Source organism: Pseudomonas sp. MYb118 (assembly GCF_040947875.1).
Lineage (GTDB): Bacteria > Pseudomonadota > Gammaproteobacteria > Pseudomonadales > Pseudomonadaceae > Aquipseudomonas.
Genome location: NZ_JBFRXN010000002.1, coordinates 2,664,913 through 2,682,792, shown reverse-complemented (window position 1 = coordinate 2,682,792; position 17,880 = coordinate 2,664,913). Strand labels below are relative to the sequence as shown.

Sequence of the window (17,880 nt, the reverse complement as noted above, 5' to 3'; positions counted from 1 at the left end):
AAAAGCTCCTCATTTAGCGTCTTTGCTAACGGTATTGAGCAGGAATTTACCGATCAGGTCCTCGAGCACCAGCGACGACTGGGTGTCATGAATGGTCCCACCCTCCTTGAGCAGGGCTTCTTCGCCACCCACGCTGATGCCGATGTACTTCTCGCCCAACAGGCCAGCCGTCAGAATAGATGCAGTAGAGTCAGCCGGCAGGTTATCCACGCGCTTTTCCAGCTGCATCGTCACCCGACCGGTGAAACTGTCGCGGTCCAGATCAATTGCCGTCACCTTGCCGATGGTCACACCGGCCATGGTCACTTTAGCTCTGACCGTCAAACCGGCGATATTGTCGAAATACGCATAAAGTTTATAGGTTTCGGTGCTCGGGCTCGGCGACAGGCCACTGACCCGCAAGGCCAGCAGCAGCAAAGCCAGGATGCCAGCCAGCAGGAAAAGGCCGACACCGATTTCCAGGGTGCGGTTTTGCATCAGAAATCTCCAAACATCAAGGCGGTCAAAATAAAGTCCAGGCCGAGTACAGCCAGCGAGGCATACACCACGGTCTTGGTAGTGGCACGACTGATCCCCTCGGATGTGGGCTCGCAGTCATAGCCTTGGAATACGGCGATCCAGGTCACGACAAAGGCAAAGACGACACTTTTGATGATGCCGTTGAGCACATCGTCGGTGAACGTCACGCTGTTTTGCATGTTGGACCAATAGGAACCTTCATACACACCCAGCCAGTCGACGGCTACCCACGAACCGCCCCAGATACCCACCACGCTGAAAATCATCGCCAGCACCGGCAGGGAAATGAAGCCGGCCCACAGGCGCGGGGCGATGATGTACTTGAGCGGGTCGACACCGATCATTTCCAGGCTGGACAACTGCTCGGTGGATTTCATGTTGCCGATTTCCGCCGTCAGGGCCGAACCGGCACGACCGGCGAACAGCAACGCCGTGACCACCGGGCCCAGTTCCCGCAGCAGGGTCAGGGCGACCATCTGCCCGACCGCCTGCTCCGAACCGTAGCTGGAGAGGATGTTGAAGCCTTGCAGCGCCAGCACCATGCCGATGAATATCCCGGAGACGACGATGATCACCAGGGACATCACACCCACCGAGTGCAGCTGCCGGACCAGCAGGCCGAACCCGCCGCCAATGCCGCCGCGCCCCAGCAGGGCGTGGAACAGGAAAATGGTCGAACGACCGAACGCCGCCAGCACGTCGATGCCGGCGTGGCCGAAACGGCGAATGCGTTCCAGGAGAGAAGTCTTGCGCATCAACGCTTCCCCAGAAGATCTGCGCGGTAATCCGTCGCTGGAAAGTGGTATGCGACCGGGCCGTCGGGTTCGCCGGTCATGAATTGGCGAATCCGTGGCTCCTGCGAGTTCAGCAACTCTGCGGGCGTGCCCTGCCCCAGGACCTGGCCCTCACCGACGATATAGATGTAGTCGGCGATGCTCGCGGTCTCGGCCAGGTCGTGGGAAACCACGATACTGGTGATGCCCAGGGCATCGTTGAGCAGACGGATCAGGCGCACCAGCACGCCCATGGCGATCGGGTCCTGGCCAACGAACGGTTCGTCATACATGAGGATCTGCGGGTCCAGGGCAATCGCCCGGGCCAGTGCGACACGACGCTTCATGCCGCCGGACAGTTCCTCGGGCATCAGGTCGATGGCGCCGCGCAGGCCGACTGCCTGCAATTTGAGCAGCACGATGTCGCGGATCATTTCTTCCGGCAGCTCAGTATGAACCCGTAGCGGAAAGGCGACGTTCTCGAACACATCGAGGTCGGTGAACAGCGCGCCACTCTGGAACAGCACACCCATGTGCTTGCGTGCATCGAACAGATCGCTGCGCGACAACTTCGGCAGGTTCTGACCGTTGACCCAGACTTCGCCCTTGGTCGGCCGCAACTGGGCCCCCATCAAACGCAACAGTGTGGTCTTGCCACACCCGGAAGGCCCCATGATGCCGGTGACCTTGCCGCGCGGAATGCGGATATCGACGTTATTGAAAATGCTGCGCGCACCGCGCTTGAAGGTCAGTCCCTTCAGCTCGACCGCGTAGGCGTTATCGGCACTCATCTAAACTCCTTGCGATGCAGCCTTTCACTCGGACGCCTGTGTTGCTGACCACAGCACAAACCTACCGGGCGGGCCGAACTGGCGGCGAACTATATCACTGCAAAGGTCGGCCCCCCAAGCGCCAAGCCGGCCATGTTCAACCACCGGGTAGAAAAATTGACGTCAAATGTAGGCAATCGGTTACAAGGAATGACAAAGCGTGACGAACTTGCGTGAGGGTTTCGCTCATTGTCGCTATAATCGCCGCCTTTTCATCAGGCTAAACGATTTCTGACATGAGCCAATCCAGCGACCTGATTCAATCGGCACAACGCACCATCCGCCTCGAAATGGAAGCCGTACAAGGCTTGCTGCCCCACATCGACGCGGATTTCGTACGCGCTTGCGAGATGATTCTGGCCAGCAAAGGCCGCGTGGTTGTGGTCGGCATGGGTAAATCGGGGCACATCGGCAACAAGATTGCCGCCACACTCGCCAGCACCGGCACCACTGCGTTTTTCGTGCACCCGGCTGAAGCCAGCCACGGTGACATGGGCATGATCACCCGTGACGACATCATTCTGGCCCTGTCGAACTCCGGTTCCACCAATGAAATCGTCACCCTGCTGCCCCTGATCAAGCGCCTGGGCATTCAACTGATCAGCGTCACCGGCAACCCCGACTCGCCGCTGGCCAAGGCTGCCGAAGTCAATCTCAACGTGCATGTCGAGCACGAAGCCTGCCCGCTGAACCTGGCGCCGACGTCCTCGACCACCGCCGCGCTGGTCATGGGCGACGCCCTGGCCGTTGCCCTGCTCGAGGCCCGTGGCTTCACCGCCGAAGACTTCGCGTTCTCCCATCCGGGTGGCGCACTGGGCCGGCGCCTGCTGCTGAAAGTGGAAAACGTCATGCACGCCGGCGACGAGTTGCCCAAGGTCCAGCGCGGCACGCTGCTCAAGGATGCGTTGATGGAAATGACCCGCAAGGGTCTGGGCATGACCGTCATCCTGGAAGCCGACGGCAAGCTGGCCGGGATCTTCACCGACGGTGACCTGCGCCGCTCCCTGGACAAGTCGATCGACGTTCACCACACGACCATCGACGCCGTGATGACGGCGCACGGCAAGACCGCCCGCGCCGAGATGCTCGCCGCCGAGGCCCTGAAAATCATGGAAGACAACAAAATCAGCGCCCTGGTCGTGGTTGACGGTGACGATCGTCCGGTCGGCGCCCTGAACATGCACGACTTGCTGCGTGCGGGAGTAATGTAATGAGTGCGGACCTGCTGCAACGCGGCAAACAGATCAAACTGGCCGTCTTCGATGTCGATGGCGTGCTGACCGACGGCCGCCTGTACTTCCTTGAGGATGGCAGTGAATTCAAGGCATTCAGTACCCTCGACGGCCAGGGCATCAAGATGCTGATGGCCGCCGGCGTGCAGACAGCCATCATCAGTGGCCGCAAGACCCCGGTGGTCGAACGTCGGGCGAAAAACCTCGGCATTCCCCATGTTTTCCAGGGGCGCGAAGATAAACTGGTGGTGCTCGACGGACTGCTCGCCGAGCTCAAGCTGAGTTACGAAAACGTTGCCTACCTGGGCGACGACCTGCCTGACCTGCCGGTGATCCGCCGTGTCGGCCTGGGCATCGCGGTTGCCAATGCCGCCAGCTTTGTCCGTGAACACGCGCACGGCGTGACCCAGGCCCGTGGTGGCGAAGGTGCCGCTCGCGAATTCTGCGAACTGATCCTGCGCGCCCAGGACCGCCTCGACGCGGCCAACGCCGCGTACCTGTGAGCCAACTATGCTGAGCAAGAAAATTCGCAATACGCTGATATTCGGTTGCATCGCTGCGATCTTCGCTGCGGTCGGCTACTGGAACATCAGCCCGGAACGCTTTCTCGACAAGCCGGTGGCCAAGGTCGAAGACAGTCCCATCGACTGGTACGCGACCAACACGCACACCCTGCAATACCTTGAAGACGGGCGCGTGCAGTACGAGATGACGTCCGACAAGGCCGAGCACGTCAAGGCCACCGATATCACGCTGGTCACCAAGCCCGACCTGAACATGTACCGTGGCACCGATTACCCCTGGCACGTGACCAGTGACCGTGGCGAAGTGAACCCCGGCGGCACCGAGGTCGAGCTGATCGACAACGTACGCGTCAAGCGCACCGACGAAAAGAACCGCGACACCCTGATCACCTCCACTCGCATGACGGTGTTCCCGCAGGAGCAATATGCGCAGACCCAGCAACCCGTTAGAATCGACGGCGCTGGTGGCGTATCGACTGGCGTAGGAATGAAAGCCTATTTGAAGGACAGCAGGATTCACCTGCTATCGAACGTAAGAGGACAGTATGAGGCTCGTTAAAACCCTCCCTATTTTGCTCGGTCTGAGCGCAGCACTGGGAAGCGTGAGCGCCTGGTCTCTGCCGAACGATCAGCAGCAGCCTATCCGTATCCAGGCCGACGATGCCCAACTGGACGACAAGAATGGCGTTGCCACCTACACCGGCGACGTGATCATCACCCAGGGCTCGATGAAGGTGACCGGCAACAAGGTGACCATGACCCGTGCTCCGAACGGCGACATCGACGTGGTGACCTCGGTGGGCAACCTCGCCTACTTCGAACAACTGCAGACGGCGGGCGACACCAAGCCGGTGCAGGGCTACGGCGTCACCATCCAGTACCACGCCCAGCAGGACCGCGTCGTCCTGATCGACCGCGCCAAAGTGATCGACAAGGACGGCAACGTGACCCAGGGCGAGAAAATCGTCTATGACACCAACAAGAAGCTTGCTACCGCCGGCCGCGCCACAGGCGCCAACGTGACCGAATCGCGTCCGCGTATCGACATGGTGATCCAGCCGAAAAAGAAAACCGATGAGCAAAAGGCCCCGTAAATGGCAACTCTGAAAGCTCAGCATCTGGCCAAGAGCTACAAGAGCCGCCAGGTCGTGCGCGACGTCAGCCTGTCCATCGACAGCGGTCAGATCGTCGGCCTGCTCGGCCCCAACGGCGCCGGCAAGACCACCTGCTTCTACATGATCGTCGGCCTGGTGCAGGCCGATCAGGGCCGCGTGCTGATCGACGACCTGGACGTCAGCCACCAGCCGATGCACGGTCGCGCCAAGGCCGGTATCGGCTACCTGCCGCAGGAAGCCTCGATTTTCCGCAAGCTCTCGGTCGCCGACAACATCATGGCGATCCTCGAGACCCGCAAGGAACTCGACAAGGCCGGTCGTCGCAAGGAACTGGAAAGCCTGCTGCAGGAATTCCACATCAGCCACATCCGCGACAACCTCGGCATGAGCCTGTCCGGTGGTGAACGCCGCCGCGTGGAAATCGCCCGCGCCCTGGCCACCAGCCCGAAATTCATCCTCCTCGACGAACCTTTCGCCGGCGTGGACCCGATTTCCGTCGGCGACATCAAGCAGATCATCCATCACCTCAAGGCCAAGGGCATTGGCGTGCTGATCACTGACCACAACGTCCGTGAGACCCTGGACATCTGCGAAACCGCCTATATCGTCAACGATGGCCAACTGATCGCCGAGGGCGACTCTGCCACCATCCTGGCCAACGATCTGGTCAAGGAAGTGTATCTGGGCCACGAGTTCCGCCTGTAAGCGTCGAGGTATCCGACAGGTCGGTCGAGCGCTGGTAACGATGAAAAATCAAGACTTTTTTATTGTTACAGCGCTCTAGGCAAACGCTGCTGTTTCGGGCATATAATTTGCTTATGTTTGGCGCTCCGGCGCCCTGTAGTGGATGGCGCATGTGCGCCGGAAAAAGGTGTTAAGCCCCTGCCATGAAACCATCGCTAGTCTTGAGAATGGGCCAGCAGCTGACGATGACACCGCAGCTGCAACAGGCCATCCGCCTGCTCCAATTGTCGACCCTGGACCTGCAACAGGAAATCCAGGAGGCCCTGGAGTCCAATCCGATGCTCGAACGCCAGGAGGAAGGCGACGACTTCGACAACTCCGACCCGATGGCCGACAACGTCGAACAAAAGCCGAACAGCGAGATTCAGGAACCCTCCTACCAGGAAAGCACACCGACGGTCGACAACCTCGAGGAAGGCGACTGGAACGAGCGCATTCCCAACGAACTGCCCGTCGACACCGCCTGGGAAGACGTTTACCAGACCAGCGCCAGCAGCCTGCCGAGCAACGATGACGACGAGTGGGACTTCACCACCCGCACATCGGCCGGCGAAAGCCTGCAAAGCCACCTGCTGTGGCAACTCAACCTGGCGCCGATGTCCGACACCGATCGCCTGATCGCCGTGACCCTGATCGACTGCATCAACAATCAGGGCTACCTGGACGAAACCCTCGAAGAAATCCTCGAAGCCTTCGATCCGGAACTGGATATCGAACTGGACGAAATCGAAGCCGTCCTGCACCGCATCCAGCAATTCGAACCGGCTGGCATCGCCGCCCGCAACCTTGGCGAATGCCTGCTGCTGCAATTGCGCCAGCTGCCCGCCAAGACGCCCTGGCTGGCCGAGGCCAAGCGCCTGGTCACCGACTACATCGACCTGCTCGGCAGCCGCGACTACAGCCAACTGATGCGCCGCATGAAGCTCAAGGAAGATGAACTGCGCCAGGTCATCGAGCTGGTCCAGAGCCTCAACCCGCGTCCGGGCTCGCAGATCGAGTCCACCGAAGCCGAGTACGTCGTGCCCGACGTGATCGTGCGCAAGGACAACGAGCGCTGGCTGGTGGAGCTCAACCAGGAGTCCGTGCCACGGCTGCGGGTCAACGCCCAGTACGCCGGTTTTGTCCGCCGCGCCGATACCAGCGCCGACAACACCTTCATGCGCAATCAGTTGCAGGAAGCCCGCTGGTTCATCAAGAGCCTGCAGAGCCGCAACGAAACCCTGATGAAAGTTGCCACCCAGATCGTCGAGCATCAGCGCGGTTTTCTGGAGTACGGCGACGAAGCGATGAAACCGCTGGTCCTGCACGACATCGCCGAGGCGGTGGGCATGCACGAATCGACGATTTCCCGGGTGACCACCCAGAAGTTCATGCACACCCCACGGGGCATTTATGAACTGAAATACTTTTTCTCCAGCCACGTCAGCACCTCCGAAGGCGGCGAATGCTCGTCCACGGCGATCCGCGCGATCATCAAAAAACTGGTTGCCGCGGAAAATCAGAAAAAGCCGTTGAGTGACAGCAAGATCGCTGGTTTACTGGAGGCACAAGGCATTCAGGTGGCTCGCCGCACCGTCGCCAAGTACCGCGAATCCCTCGGGATCGCGCCTTCGAGCGAACGCAAGCGGTTGATGTAGAGCCACGCCACAGCGTTCCAGTGGCAGGTAATCAGTGCCTGCCGCTTTATGCACTGGCAACGAAGGAGAAGCTGTATGCAAGTCAACATCAGTGGACACCAACTGGAAGTGACCGAACCTCTTCGCACCTACATCGGCGAAAAACTCGATCGGCTGGAGCGACACTTCGACAAGATCACCAATGTCCAGGTCACGATGACCGTCGAAAAGCTCAAACAGAAAATCGAAGCCACCCTGCATATTCCTGGCGGTGAAGTGGTCGCCAACGCGGAACATACCGACATGTACGCGGCCATCGACGCACTGACCGACAAGCTGGATAAACAACTCAAAAAGCATAAGGAAAAGACCCAGAGCCTCCTCCAGGGCGCAACCGGTCGTTAACACTCCCTACCCATGATCCGACTTGAAAGCATCCTGACCCCCGGCCGTTCCCTGGTGAACGTGCCGGGTGGCAGCAAAAAGAAAGCCCTCGAACAAATTGCCAACCTGATCGCCCGGGAAGTCCCCGATCTGGAGATGCAAGATGTCTTCGAGGCGCTGATCGCCCGTGAAAAACTCGGCTCGACCGGTTTTGGCAACGGTATCGCCATCCCGCACTGCCGACTCAAGGGTTGCACCTCGCCCATCAGTGCCCTGATGCACCTGGATGCTCCCATCGACTTCGACGCCATCGACGGCGCTCCGGTGGACCTGCTGTTCGTCCTGCTGGTCCCGGAAGCCGCTACCGATGCGCACCTTGAATTGCTCCGTCAGATCGCCAGCATGCTCGATCGCAAGGAAGTCCGTGATCGCCTGCGCAGCGCCGCGAGCAATGAAGCCTTGTATCAGGTTGTCCTGGACGAGCAAAACGGGCACTAATCATGCGCTTGATCATCGTCAGTGGTCGCTCCGGCTCAGGTAAAAGTACCGCGCTCGACGTGCTCGAGGACAACGGTTACTACTGCATCGACAACCTGCCCGCCGGGTTGCTGCCGGAACTGGCCGAACGCGCGCTGATCCATACCGAACTGTCGCAACCGCTGGTGGCCGTGTCCATCGACGCGCGCAACCTGCCAAGCCACCTGACCCGTTTTCCCGAACTGCTCGAGGAAGTCCGCAGCCGGCACATCCAGTGCGATGTCCTGTACCTGGATGCCGACGAAGAGACCTTGCTCAAGCGTTTTTCGGAAACCCGTCGCCGCCACCCGCTGAGCAGCGCCAATCGCTCGCTGGCCGAGGCGATCAACGACGAGACCAATCTGCTGGGGCCGATCGCCGACCTCGCCGACCTCAAGGTCAACACCACCAGTCTGAACCTGTACCAGTTGCGCGACACCATCAAGCTGCGCCTGCTGAACCAGCCGGAGCCCGGTACGGCGTTCCTGGTGGAGTCGTTCGGGTTCAAGCGTGGCATGCCGGTGGACGCCGACCTGGTGTTCGACGTGCGGTGCCTGCCCAACCCTTACTGGAAGCCGGAGCTACGCGAGCAATCCGGCCTCGATCAACCCGTTGCCGAATACCTGGCCGCCCAGCCGGATGTCGAGGAGATGTTCCAGGACATTTCCTCCTACCTGCTCAAATGGCTGCCCCGCTTCGCCGCCAGCAACCGCGCCTATGTCACCATTGCCATTGGCTGCACGGGCGGGCACCACCGCTCCGTCTACCTGACCGAGCGCCTGGGTCAGGTCCTGCAAAAATCCCTGAAGAATGTCCAGGTCCGCCACCGCGACCTCACCTAAAGGATTCACATCGCGATGCCTGCTCTGGAAATCGAAATCATCAACAAGCTGGGCCTGCATGCCCGTGCTTCCGCCAAATTCGTCGGCGTGGCCGGTCAGTTTCCTTGCCAGATCAGGGCCGGGCGCACCCCGGCGTCCATGGTCGACGGCAAAAGCATCATGGCCATGATGATGCTCGCCGCCGGCAAGGGCACCAAAATCCATCTGAGCACTGAAGGCGAACAGGAACAGGAAGCGCTCGATGCGCTGGTGGCGTTGATCAACAACTATTTTGACGAAGGCGAATAAGTCAGCAGCCTGCGGCAGCGGGCTTGCCCCACTGCCGCCCCTCCCCGGCTAAGCCAACGCGGTATCCATCACCATCATCAGACAGAACCCGATCAGCAGCCCGAGGCTGGCCAGCTTGTCGTGACCATGGCGGCGCGACTCCGGGATGACTTCATGGGTGACCACCAACAGCATCGCCCCGGCAGCCAACGCCAGGCCCAACGGCAGGATCAGTTCAGCCAGGCTGACCAGCCAGGCGCACAACAGGGCAAACACCGGCTCGACCAACCCGGACGCCGCACCGATCAGGAATGCCTTGATCCTCGACATGCCCGCGCCCGCCAGGACCAGCGCAATCACCAGCCCTTCCGGCACATCCTGCAAGGCAATGCCCATGGCCAGGCTATCGGCGTCGGGCATGCCGCCGCCTGCCGAAACGCCCACGGCCATGCCTTCCGGAATGTTGTGGGCAATGATGGCAAACACGAACAACCAGATCCGCGGCGGGATGACCGGGCGCTCCGGTGTGCCAACGAGCATTTCCGGTGAGGCACCGGAGACTTTCCGATCCACCAGGAACAGGCCGAACGCACCCAGCAGGATGCCGAAACTGATCAGCCCGCTGGCCGCCCACGGGGTCAGCCCGAGGTTTTCCGCCGCAGAGATGCCCGGGACGATCAGCGAAAACGCTGTCGCCGCGAGCATCACTCCGGCGCCGAAGCCGAGCAGGGTGTCACTGAGCGCCTGGGGCATGCGCCGGATCACCAGCACCGGCACGGCACCCAATGCCGTGCCCAGGGCGCAGATCGCACCGCCCTGTAACGCGCGCAACAGTTTCGGCTCGAGCCCCAACCACGTCAGGCCCTGGGCGACCAGCAGGCTCATGCCCGCCAGCAATAACAGCGATCCCAACGCGTAGCGAAACATCCGCCCACTTCCGATCGCCAGTGTTTCAGTGCCCATAGTCAGCCCTGGATTATTTTTATAGAAGCTTCAAACCAGTGCAGCCTGATAGCGTGCAGCGACTTCGGGCCAATTGATCACGTTGTAAAAAGCGTTGATGTATTCAGGGCGACGGTTCTGGTATTGCAGGTAATAGGCATGCTCCCAGACATCCAGACCGAGGATCGGCGTATTGCCGCTCATCAATGGGCTGTCCTGGTTGCCGCTGCTTTCAACCACCAGGGTCTTCTGCGGGGTCACGCTGAGCCAGGCCCAGCCACTGCCGAAACGGGTCAGCGCGGCCTTGGTGAAGGCTTCCTTGAAGCGCTCGAGACCGCCCAATTGTTCGTCGATGGCCTTGGCCAGCTCGCCGTCCGGCTGGCCACCGCCGTTGGGCACCATGACTTCCCAGAACAACGAATGGTTGGCATGACCGCCGCCCTGGTTGATCACGGCGGCGCGCAGGTTTTCCGGCAGTTGCTTCACGGCAGCTACCAGCTTTTCCACTGGCCACTCGGCAAACTCGGTGCCCTCGACCGCCGCATTGAGGTTGTTGATGTAGGTCTGGTGATGCTTGGTGTAATGGATTTCCATGGTCTTGGCATCAATGTGCGGTTCCAGGGCATCGTAGGCATACGGCAAGGCAGGCAAGGTAAAAGCCATTTCAATGGACTCCGTGATGGTGTGGCGCGGGCGGCGACGCGGCATCGGTGTGCAGCAGGCGATGGGTGCGCGGGTATTCGCCGTGTTCGCTGATGAAATTCAACAGTTCGACGTAGGTCTTGCTGCTCTGACGCAGCGCCGCTTCCCGCAGCGCGGGCGACAGGCGCACGTCCTGTATGGTCTTGAGCAACCGCTGGTGGATGGCGCACAGATACTCGGCGCTCTCCTCCGGCTGGTTCAGGCGCAGGTGCAGGTCCGCCAGGTTGTGATGGGAGATCACGCAGGCGGCTACCGCTTCGTCGGCGTCGGGCCAGCGCTCGAACAGCACCTGGGCCAGGGCCAGGGCTTGCAGGTAGGCCTCACGGGCATCCACCAGTTCGCCCTGCATGAAACAGCGGTTTGCCCGTTCGATTGTGCGTTTCCAGTGTTCCATGGTGAGCCTCCAAAGCGGTTGCGCTGGTTACACGCCGCCAGCGGTGAGTTTTTCCGGATTGAGCAGTTCTTCCAGCTGGCTGCGGGTCAGGTCGGTGTGCTCCAGTGCCACATCAATCACCGGCCGGCCCTGCTGGTAAGCCTTCTTGGCAATCTCGGCGGCCTTCTGGTAACCGATGATCGGGTTGAGCGCCGTCACCAGGATCGGGTTGCGCGACAGCGCTTCCTTGAGCCGTGCGTCATTGACCTTGAAGCTGGCGATGGCCTTTTCACCCAGCAGGTGACTGGCATTGGCCAGCAGCTCGATGCTGCTCAACAGGTTCTGGGCGATGATCGGCAGCATCACGTTCAGTTCGAAATTGCCCGACTGGCCGGCAATGGCGATCACCGTGTCATTGCCGATCACCTGGGCGGCGACCATGGCGGTCGCCTCGGGGATGACCGGGTTGACCTTGCCCGGCATGATCGACGAGCCCGGCTGCAGGGCTTCGAGTTCGATTTCACCGAGACCGGCCAGGGGGCCCGAGTTCATCCAGCGCAGGTCGTTGGCGATTTTCATCAACGACACCGCAGTGGTTTTCAACTGCCCGGAGACCGCGACGGCGGTGTCCTGCGAGCCAATCAGGGCAAACAGGTTGGTGCCCGGCTGGAACGACACCTGGGTCAACGTGCTCAGCTCCTGGCTGAAACGCGCGGCGAATTGCGGATGCGCATTGATCCCGGTGCCCACTGCCGTGCCGCCCTGGGCCAGGGATTGCAGGCTCGGCAACAGATCTTCAAGGTGCGCGATGTTGGCCTTCAATTGCTGGGCCCAGCCGTTGAGTACCTGGCTCATGCGCACCGGCATCGCATCCATCAGGTGGGTGCGGCCGGTTTTGACATGGTGATGAACGTCTTCAGCCTTGCGCTCGATCACCTGCACCAGGCGCGTCAGTGCCGGCAGCAGTTGCTCGTGCAGCGCCAGCGCCGCGCTGACATGGATGGTGGTCGGGATGATGTCGTTGCTGCTCTGCCCGCAGTTGACGTGATCGTTGGGGTTCACCGGCTCGCCGAGTTGGCGGCTGGCAAGGGTCGCGATCACTTCGTTGGCGTTCATGTTGGAACTGGTGCCAGAACCGGTCTGGAAAATATCCACCGGGAAGTGCTGCATGAAATCGCCCTTGAGCAACTCCAGCGCGACTTCGACGATGGCATTGCCCTGGGCGGCGGTGATCTGCTCGAGATCAATGTTGGCGCGGGCGGCAGCAGCCTTGGCCAGGATCAGCGCACGAATGAACTGCACCGGCATCGGCTTGCCGCTGATCGGGAAGTTGTCCACCGCACGTTGGGTCTGTGCGCCGTAGAGCGCATCCACCGGGACCTGCAGCTCGCCCATGCTGTCGCGCTCAATACGAGTCTTGTTCATCAGAAAATCCTTGCACCAGTTCAATGAGGGGAATCGAGGGTTGCAACTCGCAGGTCGCCAGTTGCCAGGTGTAGCTCTGCCAGCGTTTGAGACGGCATTTGCACAGGGACAGGCGTTCGAGATCACGCAGCGGGCGCCACGCCTGATCCAGGCAGAAGGTCCGCCAGTGCCAGGGCAGCGCGACATCGGCGGCGGTGTCGAGCAGCAGACGGAAAGTGGTTTCGGCGATGGTCCAGGGTGAGGTCGCCGTGCAACACGCCAGATAGCGGCCTTCGGCCAGATAGTGTTCGATCAGGCGAGGCTCGTCGGGGTCCAGCGCGCAGCGGATCTGGCGACTCATCCAGCGCCAGCTATCGAGGTACGGCTGATCGTGCAAGGCAGAACTCATGATCCGGGCTCATTCGGTAATGAGATTTATTATTAGATGATAATGAGAACCAAAACAAGCCTACCAAGGTTTATGCTTTCTACTGTAGGAGCGAGCTTGCTCGCGATAGCGGTGTATCAGGCACTCGTGTGTTGACTGTCTTGCCGCCATCGCGAGCAAGCTCGCTCCTACAGGGGGAGGTTGTAAGGATAAAAAAAGGCGCGCCACCCGATGGGTGGCGCGCCTTTGTCATGCAGCGAACGGTTTAGCTACCCGCCACCGTCATGCGCTCGATCAGCACCGACCCCGTGCGGATGTTGCTGCGCACTTCCAGGTCGTTACCCACCGCGACGATCTGCTTGAACATGTCGCGCATGTTGCCGGCAATGGTCACTTCCTGGACGGCGAACTGGATTTCACCGTTTTCCACCCAGTAGCCCGCCGCACCGCGCGAGTAGTCGCCGGTAACCATGTTCAGGCCCTGCCCCATCAGCTCGGTGACCAGCAGGCCACGGCCCATGCGGCGCAGCAACGCGGCCTGGTCTTCGTCGCCATGGGTGACGAACAGGTTGTGCACGCCACCGGCGTTGGCGGTGCTCGGCATGCCCAGTTTGCGCCCGGAATAGGTGCCGAGGATGTAGGACACCAACTCGCCCTTTTCGACGAACGGCTTGGCATAAGTGGCCAGGCCGTCGCCGTCGAACGCCGCGCTGCCCAAGGCACGGGCCAGGTGTGGACGTTCATCAATCGTCAGCCATTCGGGAAACAGCTTCTGCCCGAGGGTGCCTTCCAGGAACGAGGATTTGCGATACAGGCTGCCGCCGGAAATCGCCGAAAGGAAACTGCCGAACAGACCACCGGCCAGCTCGGCGGAAAACAGCACTGGCACTTCACAGGTTGGCACCGGACGCGCACCCAGGCGGCTCGCGGCCCGCTGTGCGGCACGCTGGCCGATGCTCACCGGGTCGGCGAGCAAGGTGCCAATGCGATTGACGTCATACCAGTAATCGCGCTGCATCTGGCCATCGGCCTCGGCGATCATCACGCAGCTCAAGCTATGGCGCGTCGAGGCATAGCCACCAATGAAGCCATGACTGTTGCCGTAGACCCGGCAACCCTGATGGGTGCTCAAGGTGGTGCCGTCGGCGTTCTTGATCCGCGCGTCGGCGTCGAAAGCCGCGGCTTCGCAGAGCAGGGCTTTCTCGATGGCCTGCTCGGGGGTGATGTCCCACTGGTGGAACAGGTCGAAATCCTGCAGGTCCCTGGCCATCAGCGCGGCATCCGCCAGGCCGGCGGCTTCGTCCTCAGACGTATGTTTGGCAATCGCCAGTGCCGCGGCGACGGTTTCGCGAATCGCGTCCGGGCCACTGGCCGAGGTGCTGGCCGAGCCCTTGCGCTGGCCCACGTACAAGGTGATGCCAAAACCCTGGTCGCGATTGAACTCGACCGTTTCGACTTCGCGCTGGCGCACCGAGGTCGACAGGCCCTGCTCCAGCGACACCGCCACCTCACAGGCACTGGCGCCCTGACGCTTGGCTTCAGCAATGATCTGCTCGACTTGTTCCTGCAGTGCCGGCAATGCTTGTGGGCCGACGCTTTCAACTGCACTCATGCTGTTCTCCACTCAAATTCTGCTATCGGGATAGGCCTTCGAGCGACCGGGCCGGACAAGCGGCCCCCGACTGGTTATCATGGCGGCGTTTTCTTGCGGACGGCCACCATGGTTGATTCTTACGACGACTCCCTCGATACGGGAGAAAAAAGCAAATCCCAGGTCAAACGCGAGCTGCATGCTCTGGTTGACCTCGGCGAGCGCCTCACGACGCTCAAGCCTGACCTGCTGGCAAAACTGCCGCTGACCGACGCCCTGCGCCGGGCCCTGGCGGATGCGCCCAAGCACGTTGCGCACATCGCGCGTAAACGGCATTTGCAGTTCATCGGCAAACTGATGCGCGATCAGGACACTGACGCGATTCTGGTTCTGCTCGATCAACTCGATGCCTCCACTCGCCAATACAACGAACGTTTCCATAACCTGGAACGCTGGCGCGATCGCCTGATTGGCGGTGACGACGCCGTGCTGGAGAAATTCGTCTCCGAGTACCCGGAGGCTGATCGCCAGCAGTTACGCTCCCTGGTCCGTCAGGCCCAGCACGAGGTGGCGCACAACAAGCCTCCTGCCTCGAGCCGTAAAATCTTCAAATACATCCGTGAGCTGGACGAAACCCAACGCGGCCTGCGCTGAGTTTCCAAACGGGTGGGTCGCCAGGCGCCCCACCCGCAGCTTCACAGCTTACGCGCCCGTGCCACCCACGGTGATCGCGTCGATCTTCAGCGTTGGCTGGCCGACACCCACCGGCACCGACTGCCCATCCTTGCCGCACGTACCCACGCCGCTGTCCAGCGACAGGTCGTTGCCGACCATCGACACCTTGCTCATGGCTTCCGGACCGTTACCGATCAGCGTTGCGCCCTTGACCGGCGCGGTGATCTTGCCGTCCTCGATCAGGTACGCCTCGCTGGTGGAGAACACGAACTTGCCGCTGGTGATATCGACCTGGCCGCCGCCGAGGTTGGCGCAGTAGATACCGCGTTTCACCGAAGCGATGATTTCCGCCGGATCGCTCTCGCCCGCCAGCATGTAGGTGTTGGTCATGCGCGGCATCGGCAGGTGCGCATAGGACTCGCGACGGCCGTTGCCGGTACGGGCCACGCCCATCAGGCGAGCGTTGAGCTTGTCCTGCATGTAGCCCTTGAGGACGCCGTTCTCGATCAGCGTGGTGCACTCGGTTGGAGTGCCTTCGTCATCGACACTCAGCGAGCCGCGACGACCGGCCAGCGTGCCGTCATCGACGATGGTGCACAGCTTGGACGCAACCATTTCGCCCATGCGGCCGCTGTAGGCCGAACTGCCCTTGCGGTTGAAGTCGCCTTCCAGGCCATGACCGACCGCTTCGTGCAGCAGCACACCGGACCAACCCGAACCCAATACCACCGGCAGCGTACCGGCCGGCGCCGGGATGGCTTCGAGGTTGACCAGCGCCTGACGCAGCGCCTCACGGGCATAGCCCATGGCGCGGTCTTCGGCGAGGAAATAACGGTAGTCGGTACGCCCGCCACCACCATGGCCACCGCGCTCGCGGCGGCCGTTCTGTTCAACGATCACGCTGACGTTGAAGCGCACCAGCGGACGCACATCCGCCGCCAGGCTGCCGTCGGTCGCGGCGACCAGGATGCGCTCCCAGACCCCGGCCATGCTCACAGTCACTTGCTGGATACGCGGGTCGAGGGCGCGAGTGGCAACGTCGATACGCTTGAGCAGGTCGACCTTTTCCGCACGGGTCAGCACTTCCAGGGGGTTATCCGGCGCGTACAGTTGCGCGACGTCCTGGGCGGTGAAGGCCTGCACCGTGCCATTCTGCCCGGCACGGGAGATCGAGCGGGCGGCACGGGCCGCGGCACCGAGGGCTTCGAGGGTGATGGCATTGCTGTAGGCAAAACCGGTCTTTTCACCCGATTGCGCCCGCACGCCAACGCCCTGGTCGAGGTTGAAACTGCCTTCCTTGACGATCCCGTCTTCCAGCGCCCACGACTCGGAAATCTGTCCCTGGAAATACAGGTCGGCGGCATCAATGCCCGGGCCGGCCAGATCGCCGAGCACACCTTGCAGGCTTTCGAGGGTGACGCCGCCAGGCGCCAGGAGGTGTTCACTGACTGAGGACAACAACTCGCTCATATGCTTTACGCCTTAATTCAACGTTCTGAGGCAGGTCGCCGGGCGCCCTGCGAGAAAAAGCGCCGGTGACTGGACACCGGCATCCGCGCCCGGATGGACGCCTGTTCGCTGCTATCGCGTTCGGCCAGCAGCACGGCCTCGCCTTGATCCTGTTGCGCCAGGACCCGGCCCCAGGGGTCGACAATCGCCGCATGCCCCCAGGTTTCCCTCGGCCCCGGATGCGTTCCACCCTGGGCAGCCGCGAGCACGTAACACTGTGTCTCGATGGCCCGTGCGCGAATCAGCACCTCCCAGTGCGCAGCGCCGGTCACCGCCGTGAACGCCGATGGCGCGGTGATCAACTCGGCGCCCGCAGCGCGCAATTCACTGTACAGCTCGGGGAAGCGCAGGTCATAACACACCGTCAGGCCCAATCGGCCCACCGGCGTGTCGGCTACCACCACTCCACTTCCGAAAGCATAGTCATCGGATTCACGATAGCGCCCACGGCTGTCAGCCACATCCACATCGAACAGGTGCAACTTGTCGTAGCGCGCCACCGTTTCGCCCTGATCGTTGACCAGCAACGAACAGGCGTGAGACTTGGCCATCGGCTGATCCACCGGCGGCAACGGCAACGTGCCCGCCACTATCCATAACTTGAGGTCACGGGCGGTCTGTTTCAACCATGGCAGGATCGGCCCTTCACCCAGCGCCTCGGCGCGACCGATGTCGACGACATCGCGACGACCCATGGCGGCGAAGTTTTCCGGCAGCACCGCCAGCTTCGCGCCTTGCGCAGCGGCCTGTTCGAGCAGGCGACGGGCCTGGGCCAGATTGGCCAGCACATCGCTCTGGCTGACCATTTGAATCACCGCTAGGGACATGGGCTATTCCTTGGGACCTGTAGGAGCGAGCTTGCTCGCGATGGAATCACAGTCACCGCAGTGTGTCAGGTGGCCAGCGTTATCGTTGACGACCAATCGCGAGCAAG

22 protein-coding genes are annotated in these 17,880 nt (G+C 61.5%); 11 read left to right on the top strand and 11 right to left on the bottom strand.

What is annotated here, in order from left to right; all coding sequences use genetic code 11:
• Window positions 1-9: 9 nt before the first annotated feature.
• Genes mlaD through ABVN20_RS18025 form a run of 3 tightly spaced genes read right to left on the bottom strand, consistent with a single transcriptional unit; the run spans window position 10 to window position 2,083 of the window.
• Window positions 10-477: an outer membrane lipid asymmetry maintenance protein MlaD gene (gene mlaD, locus ABVN20_RS18035; protein ID WP_368557058.1), complete on the bottom strand. Its 468-nt coding sequence runs from the start codon at window positions 475-477 to the stop codon at window positions 10-12.
• Entirely contained in the window at window positions 477-1,274 is a 798-nt protein-coding gene (gene mlaE, locus ABVN20_RS18030; protein WP_368557057.1) for a lipid asymmetry maintenance ABC transporter permease subunit MlaE, read from the bottom strand. The genes mlaD and mlaE overlap by 1 nt, the downstream gene beginning before the upstream one ends.
• Window positions 1,274-2,083, bottom strand: coding sequence for an ATP-binding cassette domain-containing protein (locus ABVN20_RS18025; RefSeq protein WP_368557056.1), 810 nt, complete (start codon window positions 2,081-2,083; stop codon window positions 1,274-1,276). The genes mlaE and ABVN20_RS18025 overlap by 1 nt, the downstream gene beginning before the upstream one ends.
• A 275-nt stretch (window positions 2,084-2,358) precedes the next feature.
• Between ABVN20_RS18025 and ABVN20_RS18020 the strand changes: the two genes are divergently transcribed.
• The 10 genes from ABVN20_RS18020 to ABVN20_RS17975 all read left to right on the top strand — a co-directional run bounded on the left by ABVN20_RS18020 (window position 2,359) and on the right by ABVN20_RS17975 (window position 9,383).
• A complete protein-coding gene (locus ABVN20_RS18020; protein ID WP_368557055.1) occupies window positions 2,359-3,333 on the top strand; it encodes a KpsF/GutQ family sugar-phosphate isomerase in 975 nt (324 codons plus the stop codon).
• Window positions 3,333-3,857 carry a KdsC family phosphatase gene (locus tag ABVN20_RS18015; RefSeq protein ID WP_368557054.1) on the top strand — a complete coding sequence of 175 codons (525 nt, stop codon included), beginning with the start codon at window positions 3,333-3,335 and terminating at the stop codon, window positions 3,855-3,857. Before ABVN20_RS18020 ends, ABVN20_RS18015 begins: the two co-directional genes overlap by 1 nt.
• A gap of 7 nt (window positions 3,858-3,864) precedes the next feature.
• Window positions 3,865-4,437: an LPS export ABC transporter periplasmic protein LptC gene (lptC, locus tag ABVN20_RS18010; protein ID WP_368557053.1), complete on the top strand. Its 573-nt coding sequence runs from the start codon at window positions 3,865-3,867 to the stop codon at window positions 4,435-4,437.
• Window positions 4,424-4,972, top strand: a complete 549-nt coding sequence (gene lptA / locus ABVN20_RS18005) for a lipopolysaccharide transport periplasmic protein LptA (RefSeq protein ID WP_368557052.1) — start codon at window positions 4,424-4,426, stop codon at window positions 4,970-4,972. The genes lptC and lptA overlap by 14 nt, the downstream gene beginning before the upstream one ends.
• On the top strand, window positions 4,973-5,698 hold the full coding sequence (lptB, locus tag ABVN20_RS18000; RefSeq protein WP_192309675.1) for an LPS export ABC transporter ATP-binding protein: 726 nt from the start codon (window positions 4,973-4,975) through the stop codon (window positions 5,696-5,698).
• 182 nt (window positions 5,699-5,880) lie between these two features.
• Window positions 5,881-7,374, top strand: a complete 1,494-nt coding sequence (locus ABVN20_RS17995; RefSeq protein WP_368557051.1) for an RNA polymerase factor sigma-54 — start codon at window positions 5,881-5,883, stop codon at window positions 7,372-7,374.
• A gap of 75 nt (window positions 7,375-7,449) precedes the next feature.
• Window positions 7,450-7,758, top strand: coding sequence for a ribosome-associated translation inhibitor RaiA (raiA, locus tag ABVN20_RS17990; RefSeq protein WP_368557050.1), 309 nt, complete (start codon window positions 7,450-7,452; stop codon window positions 7,756-7,758).
• Between the two features lie 12 nt (window positions 7,759-7,770).
• Window positions 7,771-8,235 carry a PTS IIA-like nitrogen regulatory protein PtsN gene (ptsN, locus tag ABVN20_RS17985; RefSeq protein WP_368557049.1) on the top strand — a complete coding sequence of 155 codons (465 nt, stop codon included), beginning with the start codon at window positions 7,771-7,773 and terminating at the stop codon, window positions 8,233-8,235.
• 2 nt (window positions 8,236-8,237) lie between these two features.
• Entirely contained in the window at window positions 8,238-9,095 is an 858-nt protein-coding gene (rapZ, locus tag ABVN20_RS17980; protein WP_368557048.1) for an RNase adapter RapZ, read from the top strand.
• A gap of 15 nt (window positions 9,096-9,110) precedes the next feature.
• Window positions 9,111-9,383 carry an HPr family phosphocarrier protein gene (locus ABVN20_RS17975; protein ID WP_368557047.1) on the top strand — a complete coding sequence of 91 codons (273 nt, stop codon included), beginning with the start codon at window positions 9,111-9,113 and terminating at the stop codon, window positions 9,381-9,383.
• A 48-nt stretch (window positions 9,384-9,431) separates the two neighbouring features.
• Here ABVN20_RS17975 and ABVN20_RS17970 read toward each other — a convergent pair whose 3' ends face one another.
• The 6 genes from ABVN20_RS17970 to pmbA all read right to left on the bottom strand — a co-directional run bounded on the left by ABVN20_RS17970 (window position 9,432) and on the right by pmbA (window position 14,783).
• Complete coding sequence (locus tag ABVN20_RS17970) at window positions 9,432-10,325, bottom strand: ZIP family metal transporter (RefSeq protein WP_368557046.1); 894 nt, start codon at window positions 10,323-10,325, stop codon at window positions 9,432-9,434.
• A gap of 30 nt (window positions 10,326-10,355) precedes the next feature.
• Window positions 10,356-10,967 carry a superoxide dismutase gene (locus tag ABVN20_RS17965; protein WP_368557045.1) on the bottom strand — a complete coding sequence of 204 codons (612 nt, stop codon included), beginning with the start codon at window positions 10,965-10,967 and terminating at the stop codon, window positions 10,356-10,358.
• Window position 10,968: 1 nt separating this feature from the next.
• Window positions 10,969-11,400 (bottom strand): hypothetical protein, encoded by a 432-nt coding sequence (locus ABVN20_RS17960; protein WP_368557044.1) that lies wholly within the window; start codon window positions 11,398-11,400, stop codon window positions 10,969-10,971.
• 27 nt (window positions 11,401-11,427) lie between these two features.
• Window positions 11,428-12,804, bottom strand: coding sequence for a class II fumarate hydratase (locus tag ABVN20_RS17955; RefSeq protein ID WP_368557043.1), 1,377 nt, complete (start codon window positions 12,802-12,804; stop codon window positions 11,428-11,430).
• Window positions 12,785-13,192 carry a FagA protein gene (locus ABVN20_RS17950; RefSeq protein WP_368557042.1) on the bottom strand — a complete coding sequence of 136 codons (408 nt, stop codon included), beginning with the start codon at window positions 13,190-13,192 and terminating at the stop codon, window positions 12,785-12,787. The genes ABVN20_RS17955 and ABVN20_RS17950 overlap by 20 nt, the downstream gene beginning before the upstream one ends.
• 244 nt (window positions 13,193-13,436) lie before the next feature.
• The gene (gene pmbA / locus ABVN20_RS17945) at window positions 13,437-14,783 is read right to left on the bottom strand and encodes a metalloprotease PmbA (RefSeq protein WP_368557041.1); all 1,347 of its coding nucleotides are present in this window, start codon (window positions 14,781-14,783) and stop codon (window positions 13,437-13,439) included.
• 108 nt (window positions 14,784-14,891) lie between these two features.
• Between pmbA and yjgA the strand changes: the two genes are divergently transcribed.
• Entirely contained in the window at window positions 14,892-15,416 is a 525-nt protein-coding gene (gene yjgA, locus ABVN20_RS17940) for a ribosome biogenesis factor YjgA (protein ID WP_368557040.1), read from the top strand.
• A 48-nt stretch (window positions 15,417-15,464) separates the two neighbouring features.
• Here yjgA and tldD read toward each other — a convergent pair whose 3' ends face one another.
• Together tldD and ABVN20_RS17930 are read right to left on the bottom strand one after the other, a co-directional pair.
• On the bottom strand, window positions 15,465-16,907 hold the full coding sequence (gene tldD, locus ABVN20_RS17935) for a metalloprotease TldD (RefSeq protein WP_368557039.1): 1,443 nt from the start codon (window positions 16,905-16,907) through the stop codon (window positions 15,465-15,467).
• A 17-nt stretch (window positions 16,908-16,924) separates the two neighbouring features.
• Window positions 16,925-17,773 (bottom strand): carbon-nitrogen hydrolase family protein, encoded by an 849-nt coding sequence (locus ABVN20_RS17930; protein WP_368557038.1) that lies wholly within the window; start codon window positions 17,771-17,773, stop codon window positions 16,925-16,927.
• Window positions 17,774-17,880: the final 107 nt, after the last annotated feature.

Bases quoted from the DNA above. Each gene is read 5' to 3' on its own strand.
- mlaD (WP_368557058.1), bottom strand. From the start codon at position 477: ATGCAAAACCGCACCCTGGAAATCGGTGTCGGCCTTTTCCTGCTGGCT.
- mlaE (WP_368557057.1), bottom strand. From the start codon at position 1,274: ATGCGCAAGACTTCTCTCCTGGAACGCATTCGCCGTTTCGGCCACGCC.
- ABVN20_RS18025 (WP_368557056.1), bottom strand. From the start codon at position 2,083: ATGAGTGCCGATAACGCCTACGCGGTCGAGCTGAAGGGACTGACCTTC.
- ABVN20_RS18020 (WP_368557055.1), top strand. From the start codon at position 2,359: ATGAGCCAATCCAGCGACCTGATTCAATCGGCACAACGCACCATCCGC.
- ABVN20_RS18015 (WP_368557054.1), top strand. From the start codon at position 3,333: ATGAGTGCGGACCTGCTGCAACGCGGCAAACAGATCAAACTGGCCGTC.
- lptC (WP_368557053.1), top strand. From the start codon at position 3,865: ATGCTGAGCAAGAAAATTCGCAATACGCTGATATTCGGTTGCATCGCT.
- lptA (WP_368557052.1), top strand. From the start codon at position 4,424: ATGAGGCTCGTTAAAACCCTCCCTATTTTGCTCGGTCTGAGCGCAGCA.
- lptB (WP_192309675.1), top strand. From the start codon at position 4,973: ATGGCAACTCTGAAAGCTCAGCATCTGGCCAAGAGCTACAAGAGCCGC.
- ABVN20_RS17995 (WP_368557051.1), top strand. From the start codon at position 5,881: ATGAAACCATCGCTAGTCTTGAGAATGGGCCAGCAGCTGACGATGACA.
- raiA (WP_368557050.1), top strand. From the start codon at position 7,450: ATGCAAGTCAACATCAGTGGACACCAACTGGAAGTGACCGAACCTCTT.
- ptsN (WP_368557049.1), top strand. From the start codon at position 7,771: ATGATCCGACTTGAAAGCATCCTGACCCCCGGCCGTTCCCTGGTGAAC.
- rapZ (WP_368557048.1), top strand. From the start codon at position 8,238: ATGCGCTTGATCATCGTCAGTGGTCGCTCCGGCTCAGGTAAAAGTACC.
- ABVN20_RS17975 (WP_368557047.1), top strand. From the start codon at position 9,111: ATGCCTGCTCTGGAAATCGAAATCATCAACAAGCTGGGCCTGCATGCC.
- ABVN20_RS17970 (WP_368557046.1), bottom strand. From the start codon at position 10,325: ATGGGCACTGAAACACTGGCGATCGGAAGTGGGCGGATGTTTCGCTAC.
- ABVN20_RS17965 (WP_368557045.1), bottom strand. From the start codon at position 10,967: ATGGCTTTTACCTTGCCTGCCTTGCCGTATGCCTACGATGCCCTGGAA.
- ABVN20_RS17960 (WP_368557044.1), bottom strand. From the start codon at position 11,400: ATGGAACACTGGAAACGCACAATCGAACGGGCAAACCGCTGTTTCATG.
- ABVN20_RS17955 (WP_368557043.1), bottom strand. From the start codon at position 12,804: ATGAACAAGACTCGTATTGAGCGCGACAGCATGGGCGAGCTGCAGGTC.
- ABVN20_RS17950 (WP_368557042.1), bottom strand. From the start codon at position 13,192: ATGAGTTCTGCCTTGCACGATCAGCCGTACCTCGATAGCTGGCGCTGG.
- pmbA (WP_368557041.1), bottom strand. From the start codon at position 14,783: ATGAGTGCAGTTGAAAGCGTCGGCCCACAAGCATTGCCGGCACTGCAG.
- yjgA (WP_368557040.1), top strand. From the start codon at position 14,892: ATGGTTGATTCTTACGACGACTCCCTCGATACGGGAGAAAAAAGCAAA.
- tldD (WP_368557039.1), bottom strand. From the start codon at position 16,907: ATGAGCGAGTTGTTGTCCTCAGTCAGTGAACACCTCCTGGCGCCTGGC.
- ABVN20_RS17930 (WP_368557038.1), bottom strand. From the start codon at position 17,773: ATGTCCCTAGCGGTGATTCAAATGGTCAGCCAGAGCGATGTGCTGGCC.